The 14,306-nt window shown below is 70.0% G+C and carries 14 protein-coding genes; 4 read left to right on the plus strand and 10 right to left on the minus strand.

Annotation, left to right across the window (positions count from 1 at the left end; translation table 11 throughout):
• Positions 1–497 precede the first annotated feature (497 nt).
• Positions 498–1,772: a tyrosine--tRNA ligase gene (gene tyrS / locus IE307_RS28960; RefSeq protein WP_191302561.1), complete on the minus strand. Its 1,275-nt coding sequence runs from the start codon at positions 1,770–1,772 to the stop codon at positions 498–500.
• 137 nt (positions 1,773–1,909) lie between these two features.
• Here tyrS and IE307_RS28965 point away from each other — a divergent pair, with 137 nt between their 5' ends.
• Both IE307_RS28965 and IE307_RS28970 read left to right on the plus strand, forming a co-directional pair.
• On the plus strand, positions 1,910–2,302 hold the full coding sequence (locus tag IE307_RS28965) for a hypothetical protein (RefSeq protein ID WP_229905170.1): 393 nt from the start codon (positions 1,910–1,912) through the stop codon (positions 2,300–2,302).
• A 12-nt stretch (positions 2,303–2,314) separates the two neighbouring features.
• A complete protein-coding gene (locus IE307_RS28970; protein WP_191302563.1) occupies positions 2,315–3,355 on the plus strand; it encodes a toll/interleukin-1 receptor domain-containing protein in 1,041 nt (346 codons plus the stop codon).
• On the opposite strand, the gene IE307_RS28975 is transcribed toward IE307_RS28970, so the two are convergent.
• Genes IE307_RS28975 through argC form a run of 9 tightly spaced genes read right to left on the minus strand, consistent with a single transcriptional unit; the run spans position 3,347 to position 11,215 of the window.
• Entirely contained in the window at positions 3,347–3,949 is a 603-nt protein-coding gene (locus tag IE307_RS28975) for a DNA-3-methyladenine glycosylase (RefSeq protein WP_373306048.1), read from the minus strand. The genes IE307_RS28970 and IE307_RS28975 overlap by 9 nt on opposite strands.
• Positions 3,939–5,330 carry an argininosuccinate lyase gene (gene argH / locus IE307_RS28980; protein ID WP_191302564.1) on the minus strand — a complete coding sequence of 464 codons (1,392 nt, stop codon included), beginning with the start codon at positions 5,328–5,330 and terminating at the stop codon, positions 3,939–3,941. The genes IE307_RS28975 and argH overlap by 11 nt, the downstream gene beginning before the upstream one ends.
• A 12-nt stretch (positions 5,331–5,342) precedes the next feature.
• A complete protein-coding gene (locus IE307_RS47675; RefSeq protein WP_373306049.1) occupies positions 5,343–5,609 on the minus strand; it encodes an argininosuccinate synthase in 267 nt (88 codons plus the stop codon).
• Entirely contained in the window at positions 5,602–6,087 is a 486-nt protein-coding gene (locus IE307_RS28990; protein WP_191302565.1) for an arginine repressor, read from the minus strand. Before IE307_RS28990 ends, IE307_RS47675 begins: the two co-directional genes overlap by 8 nt.
• Entirely contained in the window at positions 6,084–7,016 is a 933-nt protein-coding gene (gene argF, locus IE307_RS28995) for an ornithine carbamoyltransferase (RefSeq protein ID WP_191302566.1), read from the minus strand. The genes IE307_RS28990 and argF overlap by 4 nt, the downstream gene beginning before the upstream one ends.
• On the minus strand, positions 7,013–8,146 hold the full coding sequence (locus IE307_RS29000; protein ID WP_191302812.1) for an acetylornithine transaminase: 1,134 nt from the start codon (positions 8,144–8,146) through the stop codon (positions 7,013–7,015). Before IE307_RS29000 ends, argF begins: the two co-directional genes overlap by 4 nt.
• 20 nt (positions 8,147–8,166) lie before the next feature.
• Positions 8,167–9,036, minus strand: coding sequence for an acetylglutamate kinase (gene argB / locus IE307_RS29005; RefSeq protein ID WP_191302567.1), 870 nt, complete (start codon positions 9,034–9,036; stop codon positions 8,167–8,169).
• The gene (gene argJ, locus IE307_RS29010) at positions 9,033–10,205 is read right to left on the minus strand and encodes a bifunctional glutamate N-acetyltransferase/amino-acid acetyltransferase ArgJ (RefSeq protein ID WP_191302568.1); all 1,173 of its coding nucleotides are present in this window, start codon (positions 10,203–10,205) and stop codon (positions 9,033–9,035) included. Before argJ ends, argB begins: the two co-directional genes overlap by 4 nt.
• Positions 10,202–11,215 carry an N-acetyl-gamma-glutamyl-phosphate reductase gene (gene argC / locus IE307_RS29015; protein WP_191302569.1) on the minus strand — a complete coding sequence of 338 codons (1,014 nt, stop codon included), beginning with the start codon at positions 11,213–11,215 and terminating at the stop codon, positions 10,202–10,204. Before argC ends, argJ begins: the two co-directional genes overlap by 4 nt.
• Before the next feature lie 118 nt (positions 11,216–11,333).
• Between argC and IE307_RS29020 the strand changes: the two genes are divergently transcribed.
• Both IE307_RS29020 and IE307_RS29025 read left to right on the plus strand, forming a co-directional pair.
• On the plus strand, positions 11,334–12,830 hold the full coding sequence (locus tag IE307_RS29020; protein ID WP_191302570.1) for a sensor histidine kinase: 1,497 nt from the start codon (positions 11,334–11,336) through the stop codon (positions 12,828–12,830).
• On the plus strand, positions 12,827–14,305 hold the full coding sequence (locus tag IE307_RS29025) for a sensor histidine kinase (protein ID WP_191302571.1): 1,479 nt from the start codon (positions 12,827–12,829) through the stop codon (positions 14,303–14,305). Before IE307_RS29020 ends, IE307_RS29025 begins: the two co-directional genes overlap by 4 nt.
• Position 14,306 lies beyond the last annotated feature (1 nt).

Raw genomic sequence — 14,306 nt, forward strand, 5'->3', positions numbered from 1 at the left:
GGTAATTCATATATTACTGGCTGTGTTTCGGCACGCTGTTGAGTTCTCAAAGAACACGCGCTCATCATCACGACCCGCCGCATGGCGACTCGATCCGAGGCTGTGTCGTACATAAGCTTGTATTTGAAACTTCCGACGCCCTTGGCCTCTGAGCTCAGAAGAGCTACCGGCTGGGTCTTCGTCGTTTCTCAGTCACCCACTCTACCACAGTCCGTGGAAGCTTGGTTCGTGACCTGTGTCGCGCTCCGTTCCGGTGTTCCCGGCCCGTTCCTCGCTGACATGGAGAAAGTTACACGCACGCCAACTGAGGGTCAAATCGGGGGCAACCCGGCCGCCCGCGATCGAAGAACCGCAGGTCAGCAGCCCCGTACAGGACCCTCCGACCACGCTATCGCAGCCCAAACCCGTGCACACTGTGACCGCGATCACACACAGAAAGATCGAAGGCCGCCGGTCCCAGGCGGGATCGACGGCCTTCGAGGTCCTGAACGCGCAGCTCAGAGCTCTACACGCACGCTCGCGTTGTTGCGCTTGCCGCGACGGAGCACCAGCCACTGGCCGTGGAGCAGGTCCGACGACGCCGGCTTCCACTCCTCGTCGGTCACCTTCGCGTTGTTCACGTAGGCACCGCCCTCCTTGACCGTCCGCCGCGCGGCGGCCCGGCTGTCGGCCAGGCCGGACGCGATCAGCAGGTCGACGATCGTGGGTTCGTCCGCCAGCCGGACCTCCCCCTTGGGCGCCTCGGCCAGTGCCGCCTGGAGCACCGGCGCGTCCAGGTCTCGGAGCTCGCCCCGGCCGAACAGCGCCGACGACGCGAGGATGACCTGCTGTGTGGCGCGTTCGCCGTGCACCAGGTCGGTGAACTCCTGCGCGAGCCGCTTCTGCGCGGCGCGCTGGTGCGGCGCCTCCGCGGTCTGCTTCTCCAGCTCGTCGAGCTCCTCACGCGTGAGGAACGTGAACAACCGCAGGTAGCGCAGCACGTCGGCGTCACCGACGTTCACGAAGTACTGGTACCAGGCGTACGGCGAGGTCATCTCCGGGTCGAGCCACACGTTGCCGCCACCGGTGGACTTGCCGAACTTCCTGCCCTCGGCGTCGGTGACCAGGGGCGCGGTCAGGGCGTGCACGTGCTTGCCCTCGACGCGGCGGATGAGGTCCACCCCGCCGACGATGTTGCCCCACTGGTCCGAGCCGCCGATCTGCAGCGCGGTGCCGTACTTGCGGTGCAGCTCCAGGTAGTCGTTGGACTGCAGCAGCAGGTAGCTGAACTCGGTGTACGACATGCCGTCGCCCTCGAGGCGGCGCTTCACCGTCTCCCGCGACAGCATGACGTTGATCGAGAAGTGCTTGCCGACGTCGCGCAGGAACTCGAGCGCGCTGACCTGGCCGGTCCAGTTGAGGTTGTTCTCGACGACCGCGCCTGTGGACGAGTCGTCGAAGTCGACGAACCGCTCCAGCTGACCGCGGATGCGACCGGCCCACTCGGCGACGGTGTCCAGCGAGTTCAGCGTGCGCTCACCGGTGTCGCGCGGGTCGCCGATCATGCCCGTCGCCCCGCCCGCCAGCACGATCGGCCGGTGGCCCGCCATCTGGAAGCGCTTGAGCATGAGCAGCGGGACCAGGTTGCCGGCGTGCAGCGACGGCGCCGTCGGGTCGAAACCGCAATAGAGGGTGAGCGGGCCGGCGTCCAGGTCCTTCCGGAGTGCTTCGAGGTCGGTGGACGTCGCGATCAGGCCGCGCCAGGCAAGTTCGTCAAGGATGTGCTCGCTCACGGCACTCATTGTCGCCTACCTGGTCCAACGGGTTTCGACCTGGTACGCGGATGGGTACGCACGTGGGCATGACGGATCCACGTGATGCGGAGTTACGGCGGCCCACTGAACGCATGCCGCGCGTGAACGAGCCCCATATGCCGCGTGTGAACGAGCCGGTGGTCGAGGAGGTCGTCCAACGCGACGACGACTACCGCAGGGTGCGGACGGTGCGGACCGTCTGCGCGATCATCGACATCGTCTGCTGGACGTTCGCCATCGTGCTGCTGGTGCACATCTTCCTGGTGATCGCGGGCGCGAACGCCGGCAACGGCTTCTTCCAGTTCGTCGCCGGCTGGGCGGACGGCATCACCCTCGGCCTGGACGGCCTCTTCACACCGGCCAACGCGTCCGTGGCCACGCTCCTCAACGAGGGTCTCGCCGCTCTCCTGTGGTTGGTCATCGGCGCGTTGCTGACGAACCTGATCACCCGCGTCGCACTGCCTTCCGGACACCGCAGGGCCTGGTACCGCAGGACCGTGCGCCACTAGAACAATGACGGGGTGGCCGAGTACGAGTTCGACGTCGCCCTGTCCTGTGCCGGGGAGGACCAGCACCTGGTCCTCCCCGTCGTCGAAAGGCTGAAGGAAGCCGGGGTCGAGGTCTTCCACGACCGGGAGCGCGAGGCCGAGATGTGGGGCCTCGACCTGGTCGAGTACTTCTCGGAGGCGTTCGGCCGACGCGCGAGGTACGTGCTGCTCTTCGGCTCGAAGCACTACGTGGACAAGTGGTCGCGGCTGCAACGCCGGGCCGCTCTGGGGCGCGCCTTGGAGCAGCACACCGAGTACGTGTTGCCGATCCGGATCGACGACACCGAGGTGCCCGGTCTGTCCCCGCACGTCGGATACCTGGACCTGCGCGTCCACGACGCGGCGACGATCGCCGACGCCGTCGTGCAGAAACTGGCCCAGCACCGCGCCGAGTTCACCCCGGCGACGCCCATCACGCCGAAATCGGTGGCCGCGCTGGCGCGGGAGAAGCCGAAGGGCTGGGAGTACCTGCTCTACGCAACCGTTGTGGCGCAAGGGCTTGCCGGGTTGCAGCCGAAGTACCGCGAGCACTTCCTGCGCTACTCGCCGCGCAACGGGGCCGTCGAGCACGGCACCGGGATCGGGCTGATCCGGGACCGCAACGTGCTGCTGAGCGAGATCATCAAGGTCGCGGTCGAGTCGGTCTTCACGCCGGAGACGCAGGAGGCCGCGTTCGGCAGGGCCGGCGAGGCCGGTGACGCGGACCGGATCGTGCACATCGGCGAGCTCTTCGTGCGGACGTTCGACGAGATCCTCGAGTGGGCGCGGGGCATCCACGGGACCAGTTACGCGAGCGAGGACGCCCGTGCCGCGGCGAGGGTGCAGGCCCGGTTCGCCGATCGGCAGCTCGAGGCCATGCACGGGGTGGCTCAGGACCTGCGCGAGGTGGCGGACACGCTGGTCGAGCGGTTGACCGCCGGGGAACAGATCACCATGACGGTGCCACTGGTCTTCGAGGTGGAACCGGCGTTGGAGCTGGAGTTCAAGGCAGCGCTGGACAAGCTCTCACGCTGACGGGCGGCGCTTGCCGCCTCTCTTGTAGGTCGACACGGCCGGAGAGTCGATCCAGAACCGCCACGGCACGTCCATCGCCACAGCAACACCGACGCGCGGGCCGGAACGCACCTCGGAAACCGCTTCGCCCGCGTACAGGCGCACGGGCGAGGAAGCGGACGTCAGGTCGAGACCGTTGGACGACCGGTCCAGCCCGAGGACCTTGCACAGCCGTGCGGGTCCCTTGCCCAGCTCCGCGGCCGAACGCGCGGCGGGGCGGCGGGAGAACGCGACGTCCTCACCGGAAACGACCTCGCCCGCGCGCAGCAACACCGCACCCGGCACGCCGTCGACCAAGGACACGACGTTGGCGCAGAAGTGCATGCCGTAGACGAAGTAGACGTAGAGGAAGCCGGCCGGGCCGAACATGACCTCGTTGCGCGGGGTCTTGCCGCGGTAGCAGTGCGACGCCGGGTCGTCGCCGCCCCGGTACGCCTCCACCTCGACGATGCGCACGCGCACGCCGTCGGCCTCCAGGTACGAACCGAGGAGGAGCCGGGACGCATCGACAGGGTCGATGGCCAGCTCCTCCCTGGTCAGCAGCCTAGAACTCACGTGCGGCAGCGGCCTTCGCGACGAGTGCGTCCAGCTGTTCGCGGACGCGGACGGGTGCGGTGCCGCCGTGGGCGTCGCGGGAGGCGATGGAGCCCTCGACGGTCAGCACCGAACGGACCTCGGGGGTCAACGAGGGCGAGATCGCGAGGAACTCGTCGTCGGTCAGGTCTTCGAGGCCGACGCCGCGGGACTCGGCCGCGCGGACGCACGCGCCGGCTGCCTCGTGGGCCACGCGGAACGGAACGCCTTGGCGCACCAGCCATTCCGCGATGTCCGTGGCGAGGGTGAAGCCGGCCGGGGCCAGCGAGGCCATGCGGTCGACGTCGAACTTCAACGTCGCCACCATGCCCGCGAACGCCGGGAGCAGGAGCTCCAGCTGTCCGACGCCGTCGAACAGCGGCTCCTTGTCCTCCTGCAGGTCGCGGTTGTACGCCAGGGGCTGGGCCTTCAGCGTCGCCAGGAGGCCGGCGAGGTTGCCGATCAGGCGGCCCGACTTGCCGCGCGCGAGTTCGGCCACGTCCGGGTTCTTCTTCTGCGGCATGATCGAGCTGCCGGTGGACCAGGCGTCGTCGAGGACCGCGAAGCGGAACTCGGCGGTGGTCCAGATGATGACCTCCTCGGCCACGCGCGAGAGGTTCACGCTGATCATGGCCAGCACGAACGCGATCTCGGCGGCGAAGTCGCGGGAGGCGGTGCCGTCGATCGAGTTCTCGACCGGGGCGTAGAAGCCGAGGTCCGCGGCCACCTTCGCCGGGTCCAGGCCCAGCGAGGAACCGGCCAGGGCGCCCGAGCCGTACGGGGAGAACGCAGCGCGCTTGTCCCAGTCGTGCAGGCGGTCGACGTCGCGCAGCAGCGCGTGCGCGTGTGCCAGCAGGTGGTGCGAGAGCAGCACGGGCTGGGCGGACTGCAGGTGCGTGCGGCCCGGCATGACGGCGCCGAAGTGCGTCTCGGACTGCGCGGCCAGGGCGTCGACGACGTCCAGCACGCCGGCGGAGACACGGCGGGCCGCGTCGCGCAGCCACATGCGGAACAGGGTCGCGACCTGGTCGTTGCGGGAGCGGCCCGCGCGCAGCTTGCCGCCCAGCTCGGTGCCGGCGCGGTCGATCAGGCCCCGCTCCAGCGCCGTGTGGACGTCCTCGTCCTCCAGCACCGGGGTGAACGCGCCCGACTCGACGTCGGCGAGCAGCTCGTCCAGTGCCTTCTGCATGCCGGCGAGCTCATCGTCGGTCAACAAACCGGCCGCGTGCAGCACACGGGCGTGTGCGCGCGAACCGGCGATGTCGTACGGCGCCAGCACCCAGTCGAAGTGCGTCGACAACGACAGCCGTGCCATGGCCTCGGCCGGTCCCGACTCGAACCGGCCACCCCACAAAGAACTCATCCCACGCAACTTTCAGCTAGCGAAGTCGTACAGCGATTCTTCCGAACGGGCCACGAGACCGACCACGCGCCCCTCGTACAGCGCGACGTCGACCTCGCCGAAACCCGACGGCAAAGCCATCCGCGCGACCCGCACCGCGACCGTGCCCAGGCTGGACCTGATCACGCCGGCGCGGAAGTTGAGCTCGCGGACGGCCTCGGCGACGGAGACGGTCTCGCCGTCCACCGCCACCACCACGCCCGCGTCGAACGTCAGCACGGCGTGCACGGGCTCATTCATCGACGTCGCCCGAGGCGAGCGCGGTGATCCGGTCGGCGAGCTCGGCGCCGGTCATCGGCTCGCGGGCCACCACCAGGATCGTGTCGTCCCCCGCGATCGTGCCGACGACCTCGTGCAACGCCGCCCGGTCCAGCGCGGAGGCGAGGAACTGCGCGGCGCCGGGAGGGGTCCGCAGCACCGCGAGGTTGCCGGAGAAGTCCGTCGACACCAGCAACTCGCCCAGCACGCGGACCAGGCGCGTCGTGCCGCCCTGGACGCCGCGCACCGGGCTGCCGTCCTCCGGGATCACGTAGATCGGCGCACCGCCGTCAGGGCCGCGCAGCTTGACCGCGCCCAGCTCGTCGAGGTCCCGCGACAACGTGGCCTGCGTGACGTCGATGCCTTCCGCCGCCAGCAGTTTCGCGAGTTCGGACTGGCTGCGCACGGCTTGGTGCGCGACCATCTCGACGATGCGGCCCTGACGGGCGGTGCGGGTCATGACGACTGCTCCAGCAACCACACGAGCAACGCCTTCTGCGCGTGCAGACGGTTCTCGGCCTCCTGCCACACCAGCGACTGCGGGCCGTCGAGCACGTCGTCGGTGATCTCCCAGCCGCGGTGCGCGGGCAGGCAGTGCAGCACCGTCGAGTCCGGCTTCCCGGTGGCGGCCAGCAGGGACGCGTTCACCTGGTAGGGGCGGAACGGGCCGACGCGGTCCTTGCCGTCGTTCTCCTGCCCCATCGACGTCCAGGTGTCGGTGACCAGCACGTCCGAGCCGTCGACCGACTCGAGCGGGTCGCTGATCAGCGCCACCGAACCACCGGTCTCGGCGGCCCGCTTCTTGGCGTCCTCCAGGAACTGCGGGTTCGGCACGAAGCCGCGAGGCGCGCCGATGCGGACGTGCATGCCGGCCGTGGCACCTCCGAGCAGCAGCGAGTGCGCCATGTTGTTGGCGCCGTCGCCCAGGTACGTCAGCGTCAGACCGGCCAGCTTGCCGTAGCGGCGGCGGATCGTCTGCAGGTCCGCGAGCACCTGGCACGGGTGGAACTCGTCGGTCAGCGCGTTCACCACGGGAATCCGCGACACGGAGGCCATGGCCTCCATGCGGGCCTGGGCGAACGTCCGCCACACCACGGCGTCGACGTACCCGGACAGGATCCGCGAGGTGTCCTCGATCGTCTCCTCGCGGCCCAGCTGCATCGACCGGCCGTCGATGATCACCGGGTTGCCGCCGAGCTGCGCGATGCCGACCTCGAACGAGAGCCGGGTGCGCGTGGAGTTCTTCTCGAAGATCACCGCGACGGACTTGGGTCCCGCCAGCGGCTTCGCGGTGAACCTGTCCGCCTTGTAGGCGTCGGCCAGGTCGAGAACGGCCGCCTGCTCCTCGGTGGACAGGTCGTCGTCGCGCAGGAAGTGCCTGGGGCTCACGGCGTCTCCTCGAAGAACGTGGGGAGCGCGGCGACGAAGGCCTGCGCGTCGGACTCCTCCAGCACGAGCGGCGGGGCGAGCCGCAGCACGTCGGGCTGGATCGGGTTGATCAGGTAGCCGGCCTTCTGCGCGGCCGCCGCGGCCTTCGCCGAGACCTTGTCGCGCAACGTGATGCCGAGCAGCAGACCTGCTCCGCGAACTCCGGAGATCGCGGGGTGGTGCAACGCCTCGACCCCCGCGGCGATCTCCTTGCCGACGGACGAGACGTGCTCCAGCAGGCCTTCGGACGCGATCGTGTCGAGCACCGCGAGACCGGCCGCGCAGCACACCGGGTTGCCGCCGTAGGTCGTGCCGTGGTGGCCCGGCTTGAACAGCTCCGCCGCCGCGCCGAAACCGATCGTGGCACCCAGCGGCAGACCACCGCCGATGCCCTTGGCCAGCGTCATGACGTCCGGCACGATCCCGGCCTGCTGGAACGCGAACCACGTGCCGAGGCGGCCGATGCCGGTCTGCACCTCGTCGAGGATGAACAGCGCGCCGTGCTCGGCGGTGATCCGGCGGACCTCCTGCAGGTAGCCGGCGGGTGGCACCATGACGCCCTGCTCGCCCTGGATCGGCTCGACGATGAACGCCGCCGTGTCGTCGTCGATCGCGGCCTCGAGCGCCGCCACGTCGCCGAACGGGACGTGCGAGACGCCGGGCACGAGCGGTTCGAACGGCGCGCGCTTGGGCTCCTGGCCGGTGAGCGTCAGCGCGCCCATCGTGCGGCCGTGGAACCCGCCGATCGTGGAGACGATCTTCGTGCGGCCGGTGAGGCGCGCCATCTTGAGCGCGGCCTCGTTGGCCTCGGCGCCGGAGTTGCAGAAGAAGACCTTGCCGGGCTCCCCCGCGATGTCCAGCAGCCGTTCGGCGAGCTTCAGCGCCGGCTCGTTGACGTAGAGGTTGCCGGTGTGGCCGAGCTTCGCGATCTGCGCGGACACCGCCTCGACGATCGCCGGGTGGGCGTGGCCCAGGGCGTTGACCGCGAGACCGGTCAGCAGGTCGACGTACCGGTTGCCGTCCGCGTCCCAGACGTGCGCGCCCTCACCTCGCTCCAGAGTCAGCGAAGGTGAGCCGTAGTTGTCCATCATGGACTGTTGCCACCGCGTGGTCACTTGTCCCCCAACACCATCGTTCCGACACCTTCAGTGGTGAAGACTTCGAGTAGAACGCTGTGGGCCAGCCGGCCGTCGATCACGTGCGCCTGCGGGACCCCGCCGCGCACCGCGCGCAGGCAGGCCTCCATCTTCGGCACCATGCCGCTCTCCAGGTCCGGCAGGATCTTCTCCAGCTCGGAGGCCCGGATCTGGTTCAGCAACGACGAGCGGTCCGGCCAGTTCGCGTAGAGGCCCTCGACGTCCGTGAGCACCACGAGCTTCTCGGCGCCGAGAGCGACCGCGAGAGCGCCGGCCGCCGTGTCCGCGTTCACGTTGTGCGGCACACCGTGGATGTCCGGCGCGACCGACGACACGACCGGGATGCGGCCCGCGCGCACGATGTCGAGCACCGCGTCCGGGTTGACCTCGGTGATGTCGCCGACGAGGCCGATGTCGACCTCCTCGCCGTCCACCACGGCACCGCGGCGCGTGGCCGTGAACAGGTGCGCGTCCTCGCCGGAGATGCCGACGGCGTAAGGACCGTGCTGGTTGATCAGGCCGACGAGCTCGCGCCCGACCTGCCCGACCAGGACCATCCGCACGACCTCCATGGCCTCGGGCGTGGTCACGCGCAGGCCGCCGCGGAACTCGCTGTGGATGCCCAGCTTGTCGAGCATCGCCTTGATCTGCGGGCCACCGCCGTGCACGACGACCGGTCGCAGGCCGCACAGCCGCAGGAACACCATGTCCTCGGCGAACGCCTTCTTCAGCTCGTCGTCGACCATGGCGTTGCCGCCGTACTTGACGACGACGAGCGCGCCGCGGAAGCGCTCCAGCCACGGCAGCGCTTCGACGAGGACCGCCGCTTTCTCTTGTGCGTTCATGAGGAGTACGCGCTGTTCTCTTCGACGTAGTCGTGGGACAGGTCCGTGGTCAGCACGGTGGCCTCGGCCTCACCGACGTTGAGGTCGATGACGATCTCGATGTCGCGGCCGCTCAGGTCCGCCTCGGAACGGTCGCGGTCGCGGGTCCCGTTGCGGTAGAGCGACACCCCGTTGATCAGGATCTGCAGCACGTCCGGGTCGATCTCGGCGTCCGCGCGGCCCAGCGCCATCGCGATGCGGCCCCAGTTCGGGTCGCTGCCGAACAACGCGGTCTTCACCAGGTTGTCCTCGGCGACCGTCCGTCCGATGTGGACGGCCTCGGCCTCAGTGGCGGCCTGCTTGACGGTGATGCTGATTTCCTTCGTGACGCCCTCGGCGTCCCCCTGCAGCTGCTTGACCAGGTCACCCGCGACCTCGGTCAGCAACGCGACGAAGTCGTCGAACGAGGGCTCGACGCCCGAGGCGCCCGAGGCCAGGACCAGCACGGTGTCGTTGGTGGACGTGCCGCCGTCGACGTCGAGCCGGTCGAACGTGCGACCGGTGGCCAGGCGCAGCGCCTTGTCGAGGGAGTCGCCGGAGATCTGGGCGTCGGTCGTGATGACCGACAGCATCGTGGCCATGTTCGGGGCGAGCATGCCCGCGCCCTTCACGAACCCGCCGACGGACCAGCCCTGCTCGGAGGCCTTCCACGACTGCTTCGGGCGGCTGTCCGTGGTCATCACGCCGGTGGCCGCGTTCAGGCCCGCCTCGACGGTGGAGTCCAGCTCCTTCGCGACGTTCTCGACGCCGGTCAGCACCTTGTCCATCGGCAGGCGCTCGCCGATCAGGCCGGTGGAGCAGACCGCGACGTCGACCGCGCCGGTGCCGAGCACCTCGGCGACCTTCTCCGCGGTGGTGTGGGTGTCCTGGAAGCCCTCGGGGCCGGTGCACGCGTTGGCGCCGCCGGAGTTGAGCACGACCGCCTTGAGGCGCCGGGACACGATGACCTGCTGCGACCACAACACCGGCGCGGCCTTCACCTTGTTCGTGGTGAACACGCCCGCGGCGGCTTCGGAGGGCCCGTCGTTCACGACGAGGGTGAGGTCCGGCGCGCCGGATTCCTTGATCCCGGCGGCGATCCCGGCGGCCCGGAAGCCCTGGGGTCCGGTGACGCCCTTGTTGCGGTTCACGGAGCGACTCCAACGGTCGAGAGGCCGGTCGTTTCCGGCAGTCCGAGAGCGAGGTTCATGCACTGGACAGCGGCACCGGCGGTGCCCTTGGCCAGGTTGTCGACGGCGGCCACGACCACAAGCCGGTTCAGGTCGGTGTCGACGGTGACTTGCAGCTGAACGGCGTTCGACCCGAGCACGGCGTTCGTCGTCGGCCAGAGACCTTCGGGCAGGAGGTGCACGAACGGCTCGTCCGCGTACGCCTTCTCGTAGGCCGCGCGAACGTTTGCGCCTTCTTTGAGCTGGGCCGTGCAGGTGGCGAGGATGCCCCGCGACATCGGCGCGAGCACCGGCGTGAAGCTGACCTTGATCGGACGGCCGGCCGCCGCGGTCAGGTTCTGGGTGATCTCGGGCGTGTGCCGGTGGGCGCCACCGACGCCGTACGCGCTGGCGGAGCCCATGACCTCGGAGCCGAGCAGGTTCGTCTTCAGCGACTTGCCCGCGCCGGACGTGCCCGACACGGCGACGATGACGACCTCGTCCTCGATGAGGTCCACGGCCGGTGCCAGAGCCAGCGAGGACACCGTCGGGTAGCAGCCCGGAACGGCGACGCGGCGGGCGCCGACGAGCGCGTCCCGCCCGTTGGGAAGCTCGGGAAGCCCGTACGGCCAGGTGCCGGCGTGCTCTCCTCCGTACCACCGCTTCCAGTCGTCTGCGCTGGTCAGCCGGTGGTCGGCACCGCAGTCGATCACGACGGTGTCGTCGCCGAGTTGCTCGGCGAGCGCGGCCGAGTGACCGTGGGGAAGTGCGAGGAACACCACGTCGTGGCCCTGGAGGGTCTCGACTGTGGTGTCTTGTAGGTCTCGGTCGGCAAGCGGCAGGAGGTGCGGCTGGTGCTTGAGCAACTTGTCACCGGCGCTGCTGTTGGCCGTCAGCGCGCCGATCTCGATGTCCGGATGGCCCAGTAGCAGGCGGAGCAGCTCGCCACCCGCGTACCCGCTGGCGCCCGCGACCGCGATCCTCACTGTCATGCGCATGATTATGCACGGTCATGCAAACTCACTCAACCGTGAACGTGGCCACCCGGCCACCCGATCGGGGCCACCTGGCGCTGTGGGCCGCTGAACCCGGTCGACCATGATGATCAGCGTGGACGTGAAGCTGCGCGACTGGCTGTGGACGGCCGGCGCCTTCCTCCTGGCGCTGACGATGCTGGTGGCACCGCTGGGCAGGCCCGCGCAACCGTGGCTGGTCGTGGCCTCGGCGGTGTGGGCGGCCGCGCTGGTGCCGGTCAGCGCGCGGTGGCCGCGGTGGGCGATCGTGCTCACCGCTCCCCTGCACGCGGTGAACAACCTGCTCGCGATCGCCCCGACCTCGCTCGTGGTCTTCCGCTCGGCCCGGTCGGTGCGCTCGCAGGGGCAGCTGTGGGCGTTGACCGGTGTCAGCGCGGTGCTGCAGGCCGGGTTCAGCGCCCTGCAGGCCTGGCGCGCGGGCAGCAGCGTCACCGACTGGGCGCTCGACATCTCGTTCACCGGGCTGTTCCTGCTGGTCTTCCCCGCCTTGGCCGGTGCGCTCGTGGGGCGGCGCAAACCGTTGACCCAGGTGCTGATGGAGCGCAACGACTACTTGGAACACACGCGTGTGTTGACCGCGAACACCGCGAGGTCGGCCACGCGCGCGCACATCGCCAGCGAGATGCACGACATGCTCAGCCACCGGCTCCGGCAGCTGACCGCGCACGCGGGCGCACTGGAGCGGACCGCCGCCGAGCAGGCTCCTGAACTGCGTGAACAGGTCGAGCTGATCCGCAAGACGTCCGCCGTCGCGATGGAGGAGCTGCGCGAGATCCTCGGCGTGCTCGGCACCTCGGCCGACTCCGACGAGGACGCCGGTACGCGCGCGGACGTCGAACGGCTCGTGGCCGCGTCGATGTCAGCAGGTGTCTCCGTCCACTTGGACTGGTCAGGCCCTGATCTGGCCGATGCCGACGCACGGCTGCGCAGGGCGGTACATCGGGTCGTGCGCGAAGCACTCACGAACGTGCACAAGCACGCGCCGTCAGCTCGCACTCGCGTGACGGTGGCCGTCGCGGACCGCGTCAAGGTCGAGATCGTCAACGCGCCCAGCGGCGAACCCCGCGGAGGCGGTACCCGGCGGGGGCTCATCGGGCTGGAGGAACGCGTCGAGCTCATCGGCGGCACGTTCCTCGCCGGTGTGCCGGTCGGCGGGGGCTTCCAGGTGACGGCCGACCTGCCGGTGCACCCGGTCGTCCAGGACGAGACGGGTGCGACGGGCGCCGTGGCGGAGGCGCCGCCGCCGATCACGGCCGAGGTCCTGACCGTCCCGCGCGTCATCGGCGGCGGATGTCTCGGCACGCTCGCCGTCCTCCCGGCCCTGGGCGTGACGTTCGTGCTGCTCGTCATCGCGATCTTCACCCGCGGCGAGGTCACCGCGCAGGAGTACGCCGGTTTCCAGGTCGCGGTCACGCACGAGGAGGAGGTGACCGAGACGTTCGGGTTCGGCGTCGTGTCGGGCAACGCCGGGTGCTACCGCTACCACCTGCGCGACTCGGACGACCGGGACGTCGAGCTGTGCTTCGACCGCGACAACGGCCTGCTGACCACGAAGAGGGAGCTTGCTCGATGAGGTTCGTCTGGCCGTCGCTCGCGTTCCTCGTCGGGCTCGTGCCGCTGATCGCCCCGCTGGCACCGGTCCCGCACCCGCTGCTGACCATCGCCAGCGCGCTGTGGATCGCCGCCCTCGTGTGGTTCGCCCCGCGCAGGCCGGAGTGGGTCCTGCTGCTCACGGCCCCGCTCTTCGCGGTCAACAACCTCTGGGCGATGGCCGTCACCGCGTTCGTGGTGTTCGCCGCGTCCCGGCGCATCCCCCGGCTCGGCCGGTTGTGGGCGCTGCTGGGCGTGGCCACGGTCCTGCAGACCGCCTTCAGCCTCTTCCAGGTCTACGACGACGCCCCGCTGTGGCAGACGGTGCTCGGCGGGCTCTTCGGGTCGGCGTTCTTCATCGCCTTCCCCGCCGTCTCCGGCATGCTGCTCGGCCGCCGCAGGCCCATGGTGCGGTTGCTGCGGGAACGCAACGAGTACCTGGAACGCGCCCGCGCGCTGACCGCCGCGTCCGCCCGTTCCGAGGAACGCGCGCACATCGCCGGCGAGATGCACGACATGCTCGGCCACCGGCTGAGCCTGATCTCCATCCACGCCGGGGCCCTCGAGCTCGCGACCGCGTCGAAGGCACCGCAGCTGCACGAGCAGGCCGAGCTGATCCGCACCACGTCGTCGCTCGCGATGGCGGAGCTGCGCGAGATCCTCGGCGTGCTGCGCACCAACCCCGAACCCGAGTCGCTCGACGAGGACACCGGCACGAGGTCCGACATCGCCGCGCTGGTCGAGAGCTCGGTGAGCGCCGGGATCTCCGTGACGCTCGACTGGTCCGGCGACGACCTGCACGGCGCCGACCCCCGCACCCGCCGGGCGGTGCACCGGGTGGTCCGCGAGGCCCTGACCAACCTCCACAAGCACGCACCGGCGGCCCGCGCACGGGTGCAGGTGGCGGTCCAGGCGGGCCGCGCGCGCATCCAGGTGCTGAACGGCCCGACCACCGCGGTGCCGGGCAAGGGCACCCGCCGGGGCCTGATCGGCCTGGAGGAACGGGTCGGGCTGCTCGGCGGCTCGTTCACCGCGGGCTCCCCGCCCGAAGGCGGGTTCCGGGTGGCGGCGGACGTCCCGCTGCACCCGCCCGCCCAGGCCGAGCAGGCGAACACCGAGGTGACCGAGGTGCCCCCGCCGCTCGCCGCCGAGGTGCTCACGGTGCCTCGCGTGCTGGGCGGCGGCTGCCTCGGGTTGCTCGCGCTGTTCCCGATCGTCGGCGCGCTGGTCGTGCTGCTGCTGTTCGCCCTGCTCAACACGAGCCAGATGAACGCGCCGTACTTCGACTCGTTGCGGGTGGGCGTGACCCCCGAGGAGGAGGTCATGGACCAGTTCGGCGTCGGGCAGCTCGGCGTGGACGGGTGCTCGCGGTACCAGACCTCGCACAACGCCGACCTGGTCTACAAGCTGTGCTTCCGCGACGGCAGGCTGCAGTCGAAGCAGCAGGAGAGGCCGTAGG

The sequence above is a fragment of the Lentzea cavernae genome (assembly GCF_014653695.1).
Lineage (GTDB): Bacteria > Actinomycetota > Actinomycetes > Mycobacteriales > Pseudonocardiaceae > Lentzea > Lentzea cavernae.

Excerpts from the sequence above, each read along its gene's own strand:
- argC (WP_191302569.1), bottom strand. The coding sequence starts at position 11,215 with ATGACAGTGAGGATCGCGGTCGCGGGCGCCAGCGGGTACGCGGGTGGC.
- IE307_RS28990 (WP_191302565.1), bottom strand. The coding sequence starts at position 6,087 with ATGACCCGCACCGCCCGTCAGGGCCGCATCGTCGAGATGGTCGCGCAC.
- argB (WP_191302567.1), bottom strand. The coding sequence starts at position 9,036 with ATGAACGCACAAGAGAAAGCGGCGGTCCTCGTCGAAGCGCTGCCGTGG.
- IE307_RS29000 (WP_191302812.1), bottom strand. The coding sequence starts at position 8,146 with ATGATGGACAACTACGGCTCACCTTCGCTGACTCTGGAGCGAGGTGAG.
- argH (WP_191302564.1), bottom strand. The coding sequence starts at position 5,330 with ATGAGTTCTTTGTGGGGTGGCCGGTTCGAGTCGGGACCGGCCGAGGCC.
- IE307_RS47675 (WP_373306049.1), bottom strand. The coding sequence starts at position 5,609 with ATGAATGAGCCCGTGCACGCCGTGCTGACGTTCGACGCGGGCGTGGTG.
- IE307_RS29025 (WP_191302571.1), top strand. The coding sequence starts at position 12,827 with ATGAGGTTCGTCTGGCCGTCGCTCGCGTTCCTCGTCGGGCTCGTGCCG.
- IE307_RS28965 (WP_229905170.1), top strand. The coding sequence starts at position 1,910 with ATGCCGCGTGTGAACGAGCCGGTGGTCGAGGAGGTCGTCCAACGCGAC.